This is a genomic window from Frankia sp. CcMO1 (assembly GCF_977945845.1).
On sequence record NZ_CDWTMG010000255.1, the window covers coordinates 1 to 6,707 of the forward strand.

Here is a 6,707-nt window from a genome sequence, read left to right on the forward strand (position 1 = left end):
GGATGATCGACGAGATCTCCAACGCGGTCGCCGAGGAGCAGCGCCAAGTCGAAGGAACGATCTCCGCCCTCGCGGACGAACTCGCCGCATTGCGGGTTCCTTCGCCCGCACAGATCCGCGACGAGCCACTGCAGCGGGAAGGACCACTGCACCGCGACGAGCCACTGCGCCAGGCAGTCCCACTGCTCGCGGCCGCCCTGGAGTCGATCTTCTCGGGATATCGGATGACCTCCGCGCGCGACAACGCGATCCGGCTGGCCACGGAGACCGCCGAGGCGCTGCGCGCCGCCCGGCCGGACCACCTGTCGGCGTCGCCTACCGGTACTTCCCGACCCGCCCCCACCCGGCTCGCCGTCACCGTGTGCCGCGTCCCCCGACCCGCCACACCACCACCCGCCACGCCACCACCCGCCACACCGGAATCGGCCACCGCGCAGCCAACCGATCCGGGCCCAGGGGGACGGCGGCACCTGGAACGGCTGGAACGGGACGCGGGGAACGCCGTCATCCGGAACGTCGCGGAGGCGTATCGGCAGGAGTGGTCGTACTGGGACGATCGTCTGCACCCGGTCGACCGGCTGCTCGCCGCCTTGGGCGTCCCGCTGGGCATCTCCCTCAGCGACGCGGCGTACGACCCTCTCGTCGATCCGCTCGAGTCACCCACCGACCTCCGCGAGCTCGCCGCGCTACGTGACCTGCTGCACTGCAACCTGCCGCAGCGCGGCGAGCCCGCCCGCTCTCCCCTCGGAGCGGTCGCCCCACGCCCACCCGGCCGCCGTACCGATGTCCTGGCCCGCGCGGCGAGCGACGTCACTCAGGCCATCACTCGACGGCTGGCCCCGGACGCCTACCAGAGCGACCATGACCGCGCTGCCTACGTCGACGCGGTGCACCGCGCGGTGACGACGATGCAGCGCGAGGTCGTGGAGATGTTGACCCGGCTGGTCGCGGGGCTCGCCGCGCTCGCGATCCCGGCGGCGGCCGCGGTAGACCCCGCCGTCTGGGCCGGGCGCCACATCGATCTGATCCATCAGACGCTGCGGGCCCTCTTCGACCTGTTCGGCCTGCCCGAGGGCTTCGAGTTCGCCAGAGCCCTGGCAGACGAAGTGGTAACAGGCGCCGCGCCGACGGGTGGCGGGTCGCAGTGGCCCCCTGAGTCGGCCGCAGCGAAAGTCGTGCGCCTGCTGCGCGAAACCCATGCCCGGGGAGCCGATGCGTTCCGGCTGCTCGTCCTCTACGCCCCGGGATGGCATACCGCCGAGGACATCCGCGATGACATCGCCTACGCGGGGGCCTACGCGGGGGCCTCCCCGGTCGGGCCACCCGGCCAGCCCGCGTCGCGGGCCCCTGATGCGGAGGTGCTCGGAGCCGGTGCCCGCCCGTATTTCGATCGGTTGATCGCAGTCCAGGCCGCGTCGGGACGAGGCGACGGGCCGCTGACGCAGACCGTGCGGCGCATCGCCGGCCTCTACCTGCCCGGCGCGTCCCACGAACCCGGTCCGCCCGGAGCGCTCGAGAACGATCTACATGTCCTGGGTGCGGAGCTCACCGCCCGCATTTCGCCGACCTGGCCGGACGGTCCCGATCCGGCGATCGCATTCCTCCGGGCCTGCCGGCTTGGCCAGCTGAACGCGGCCCGTGTCTTCGGGCTGCTGGTCCGACACGTTCCGAACTGGGACGACGCCTGGGATCTGCACGAAGCCATCCGCCGGGACGGTGCCCCGGGCCAGGGAACCGCCTATCCGGAGGAGGAGCCGTTGACGGATCCGGAGCTGGCCAGAGCGACGGAGAGGTACTTCCGCCGAACAGTGCGGGGATCGGAGGCAGATCGCCCCTTCCCCGCCGACCTGGAACGCGTCGTGCGCCGACTGGTGGCGCTCTACCTCCCCGACGACCCGCGGCTGCGGGCCGCGAGCGAGCTGCCCGGCTTCGTCGAGAGCCAGGTGATCGCCGCGATCAGCCGACCCGCACCGCTCAGGCGCCGCCTGCTCCCGTGGCGCGCCAGAACCACCAGGCTCGCCATGACCGCCGTGCTCACCGTGACGTTGTGCCTAACCTTGGTAATCTTCATCACCGTGGTGCGCTGATGCGGCGGCGAACAATCACCGTCTCGCGCCCCCCGACACGGGCCGTCACCGTTCACCGGAGGCATCCTTCGTGGCGTCACCGGAGGCATCCTTCGTGGCGCCCGCCTCACGGCGGGGCCGCCCGGGCGCCGGCCCTACTCGGCCGCGCCCAAGTCTGGAACAATGCGCAGCACTTGTGTCGGTGTCGCGACACATACCCGGTCTCTTCTGAGTTGATGTCCTTAGGTATGAAGGAAGACGGCTGGCGACACGTCCTACAGCGTGATCGTAATTGCTACGGCGAGGACGGAGGCCATGGGTAGCCCGCTGGTACCGATCATGCTCATTGTGGTGCTGCTGGTGGGTGGGCTGGTCTTCGTCATCCTCAACAACCGACCCGTCCGGCCCGGAGAGAACCAGCGACGCTCCCGTGGCCTCAACCATCAGCGCCACCGATACGGTACGGTGCCGATCCGTGACAGCTCTGACATCACCCCGCCCGACGGGATCGTCCCCGGCTTCGCCGAGCCGACGCCGGTCTCCTCGGCAACCGGTGCGACGGGCAACGCGGCGGACAGGTCAGCGGACAGCGCGAGCGGCGTCCCGGACGCAGGCGCGGCATGGGGAGGGGATGTGACCTCGCAGGTTTCCGTCGGCGGCGGTGAAGGCAACCGCGATCCCGAGTCCACCGGCTGGACGCCACCGCCCGCCGGTCAGCCGCACCTCGGGCCCGGTGCCTTCGGTGACGAACGGGCGGATGCCACCCGCTACTACGACCCGGCGACCGGCGACTATCCCCTCCCGCCAGCCGGGGAACACGCGCCGGCTCCGCGCGGTGCCGAGCCGACCCGAACGGTTGAGGACACGCCGTGGGAGAGCTCCCCCACGGCGACGACCATCCCCGTGGCTCCGCCCACTCCCCCGAGGGGGCAGGCGGGCGATCTCATGGCGATCGAGCCGGAGCAGACGACGGCCGCCGCGCTGCGACTCGCCGCCGCGGGGCGCACCCGCCGGGGCAGACGCGGCGGTCCCAACGAGGACGCGTTCGTCGTCGTCGACGGGCTGCTGGCGGTATCGGACGGGGTCGGTGGCGAGGCTGCCGGCCAGATCGCGTCCACGCTGGCGGTCACCACGGTGGCGGGTTTCCGCCCGCAGTACGCCGAGGATCCGCTTGAGGGCCTGCGCAAGGCCGTGGAACGGGCGAACTGGGTGGTCCGGACCCGGGCTCGCGAGGAGCCGGCCTGGCTCGGCATGGCCTGCACGCTGGACGTCGTCATCCTCGGGCGCCAGCAGAGCACCGGCGAGTACCTCACCGTCGCGCACGTGGGTGACAGCTCGGTGTGGTTGCAGCCCGGCAAGGGACGGCCGCGGGCACTGACCACGCCGCACGCGATCCGCAACGGTCCGTTGCTCAACGCCGTCGGGCTCGCTGACGAGATCGAGGCGGACATCTTCAGCGAGCCGGTCCGCGCCGGTGACCGGGTCGTTCTCGCCAGCGACGGCATCACCAAGGTGATGAGCCCGGAACAGCTCGACGGCCTGCTGAGCGCGCTGGGGCCCGAGCCGCCCGAACGGGCCGCGGACGCGCTCGTCGAGGCGGCCCTGCTGGCCGGTGCCCGGGACGACACCACCATCGTCGTCGCGGATCTGGTGTCCGAACCCGCCGCCCGGTGAGTTCGTCCGGTCACCCGGTCACCTGGACACCCGGCGCCCGGCCCGGCGCCCGGACGTCCTAGAGGGGCTGAGGCACCCACCCGCCGACAGCCACCCCGAGAGGTCAGGAGACACGCTGACCGACCGGGCAGTCCAGGGCGCTGGCGCGGGTCAGGCCGTCGACGGACAGCCGGGCGGACAGGCGCACCGGTCCGGACGACTCGGTGAGAATGCCCGTCCAGCCCCCGGCCGCCCGGAAGACGCACGCCGTGCCCCCCGACAGCTGCCAGTAGGGGGTGTAGTGCACGAGCACCGTGGCGACCCCGGGCGCGTGGAAGTCGACCGCGACCGAACTCACCCCCAGTTCGGTGAGTGAGGCCGGTCCCTGTACCAGACCCGGGGAGTCGGTGACGAGCCACACCTTCCAGTGCGCGTTCTGCCAGGCGAGCTCGAGATAGGGCAGACCGGCCCGCAGCAGCCTGGCCTCGGCGACCGCGGAGGGATCCAGCTCGACGTCGGGGAGGGCGACGTAGCGGATGCCACGGGCGAGCAGCCACTCGTGGTAGGTCTCGGCGTTCAGTGTGCCGTCGTAAAACAGCGCGTTGTACTTGCTGTCGAGCTGGCGCAGCCAGCCGCGGGCCATGGGTACGGACGGGGCGACGAAGCGCGCCTCCCAGTGGGCCCGAGTAAAGGGAATCTCCACCCGCCCGGCCGGCACCGGCGCGCCGCGGTCGAGGTAGTCGAGGAGCTCGGTGTAGTAGGCCTTCGACCCGGACGGATCGCCGTGGACGAGCAGCGCCCCGTGCACCGGCCCGATCTGCCAGCCGATCAGCGGGATCGCCGCGACCGCGAGGACGCGGCGGCGTTCGGCGAGCAACAACGCCGCGGCGGGGCCGGCGAGCAGCGTCGCCGGTCGGGTGATGTTCCCGCCGACCTGGGTGGGCACGCAGAAGAAGACCACTGCCGCGGCCGCCCAGAGCAACAGGCCGTGCCGGATGGGCCGGATGAGCCGGGCGTGCCCGGGCACGATGAGCAGGCCGACCGCGATGAGGGTCAACAGCGACAGGAAGGTGACCGCGGGAAAGGGCTGGTACCCGTCCTCGGGAAACGCGAGCGCGACGATGATGCCGGATCCGGCGCCGACGAACGGGAGCGCGCGGCGCCATCCGATCGTCGGCAGCAACGCGAGGCCGACGAGCAGCACGAAGCCGCCGGCCAACGGAGACGCCAGCGACGACAGGACCGCGCCGATCCAGGTCAGCTTCGTGTGCCGTTCCCGCGCGCCGACCAGCGCCAGCGCACCGAAGGCCATCCCGAGAGCGAACGGCATGCGGCCCACGACGAGGTTCGCCACCGTCGAGACCGCGAACCAGACAAGGACCAGATCATGCCCGGCCCGCCGGCCAGGACCGCGGAGTAACCGGGTCACGATCATCGTCGAGGCGACGCAGGAGATCGCGCCGAGCGGCTGTACCCCGACAAGCGCACCGAGCGGGGGGAACAGCACACTGTAGCCGGGGATGGTGTGACCGCCGTACCACTGATCGTCCCAGAGCACCACTCCGCCGTGCCGGAACAGCCAGACCCGGTACTCCTGGGCGGGGGTGTCCGGACCGGTGATGCCAAGACCGATGCACAGCAGGCAGAGCGCGGCGGTCAGAATCCAGGGCCAGCGGCGAACCGCCACGACGACGGCGAGAACACCCCGCACGAACGGTCCGCGGTGCCGCGGCGGCTCGAGGGCGATGGAAGGGGTCTGGGGCAGTGTGGCCACGCGAGGCTCCGACCCGGGGTGCCCGGGCCCACCCGTCGCCGGGGCGGTCGACGCCGCCCGCCCCCCCGAGATGGCGTCAGGCGAGGGACCAGGGGTCGCGAGCGTTGTCACCCGCGACCCCCCCACGCACCGACGACAGTCCATCCGCCGTCTCCGACCGGTCATCACCCGACAGCTTGCCCCGCGGGCGGCGTCAGGCCACGCCCGTCCCGTCCGGACCAGGCAGCGGCCGGCCCCGACCTGCCGGCATCCGGGCCCCGACCAGGGTGACCCTGCTGGTCCTCGCCGGTGGCGGCGCCGCGGCCGTGGCCATGGTGAGCGAGGGTCGGCTCGGTTCGCGCGATCCGCACACGACCGACCCTTCCTCCTGGTGGGGCATTCTCCCATCGGCGGCCCCGTCGGATACCGCAAGGGGTGTCTTGGCCGGCTTGGCGGCCCTGGGCATCATCACTCTGTGTCTGTGCTGGGGCGGGCTTGTGCGCGCGACGATCGCCGGCCGCACCTCCCCGCGGGCCGCCCTCGCGGCGGTGATCGTCTGGAGCCTCCCGTTCGCGGTGGGCCCGCCGCTGTTCAGCCGGGACATCTACGCCTACGCCGCTCAGGGTGAGCTGGCGAGGCTCGGCCTGGATCCGGCGACACACGGCGTCTCCGTCCTGCTGACCGCTGAGGGCTCGGGCTCGGCGTTCGTCCGGGCCGTCGACCCCCGGTGGTGGAACACCCATGCGCCCTATGGCGGTGCCGCGGTCGCCGTAGAGAAGAGCGCCGCGGCCCTCGGCGGCGGGCCGGCCGGGACGGTCACGCTGCTCAAGATAGTCGCGATCCTCGCAACGATCGCGATGGTCGTCCTGACGCTACGGCTCGCCGGACCGGAGCCGGGCCGACGGGCCCTGGTCATGGTGCTCGTCGCGGCCAATCCGGTCGTCGTCGTGCACCTGATCGGCGGAGCCCACCTCGACGCAACGGCCGCGGCGCTGCTCGTGGCGGCGCTGGTGGTGGATCGCCGACGGCTCGTCTCGGCACCGGCGTCCGGCCCGGAGGGAAAAAGCACGCCGACGGCTCGGCAGGCCGCGCTCGGCGCCGCCGCGACGGCGCTGGTCGGCGTGGCCGGAAGCGTCAAGGCAACCGCCCTCCTCGGCGTCGCCTGGCTGGTGCTGGCGCATCTGCGGGCCGCCCGGCCGGCGCGACGCCCGATCCGCGCCGGCGCCGTGCTGCTC

The 6,707-nt window shown here is 72.4% G+C and carries 3 protein-coding genes and 1 pseudogene; 3 read left to right on the top strand and 1 reads right to left on the bottom strand.

Annotation, left to right across the window (positions count from 1 at the left end):
• Positions 1-2,087, top strand: a pseudogene (locus tag AC08OU_RS21060) (hypothetical protein); the annotation flags it as partial.
• A gap of 294 nt (positions 2,088-2,381) precedes the next feature.
• The gene (locus AC08OU_RS21065; protein ID WP_476601244.1) at positions 2,382-3,740 is read left to right on the top strand and encodes a PP2C family protein-serine/threonine phosphatase; all 1,359 of its coding nucleotides are present in this window, start codon (positions 2,382-2,384) and stop codon (positions 3,738-3,740) included.
• A 103-nt stretch (positions 3,741-3,843) separates the two neighbouring features.
• On the opposite strand, the gene AC08OU_RS21070 is transcribed toward AC08OU_RS21065, so the two are convergent.
• Complete coding sequence (locus AC08OU_RS21070; protein ID WP_476601246.1) at positions 3,844-5,493, bottom strand: hypothetical protein; 1,650 nt, start codon at positions 5,491-5,493, stop codon at positions 3,844-3,846.
• A 311-nt stretch (positions 5,494-5,804) separates the two neighbouring features.
• Here AC08OU_RS21070 and mptB point away from each other — a divergent pair.
• Positions 5,805-6,707 (top strand): polyprenol phosphomannose-dependent alpha 1,6 mannosyltransferase MptB (gene mptB / locus AC08OU_RS21075; protein ID WP_476605619.1); only part of this gene is annotated, 903 nt, incomplete at its 3' end.

Excerpts from the sequence above, each read along its gene's own strand:
- AC08OU_RS21065 (WP_476601244.1), top strand. The coding sequence starts at position 2,382 with ATGGGTAGCCCGCTGGTACCGATCATGCTCATTGTGGTGCTGCTGGTG.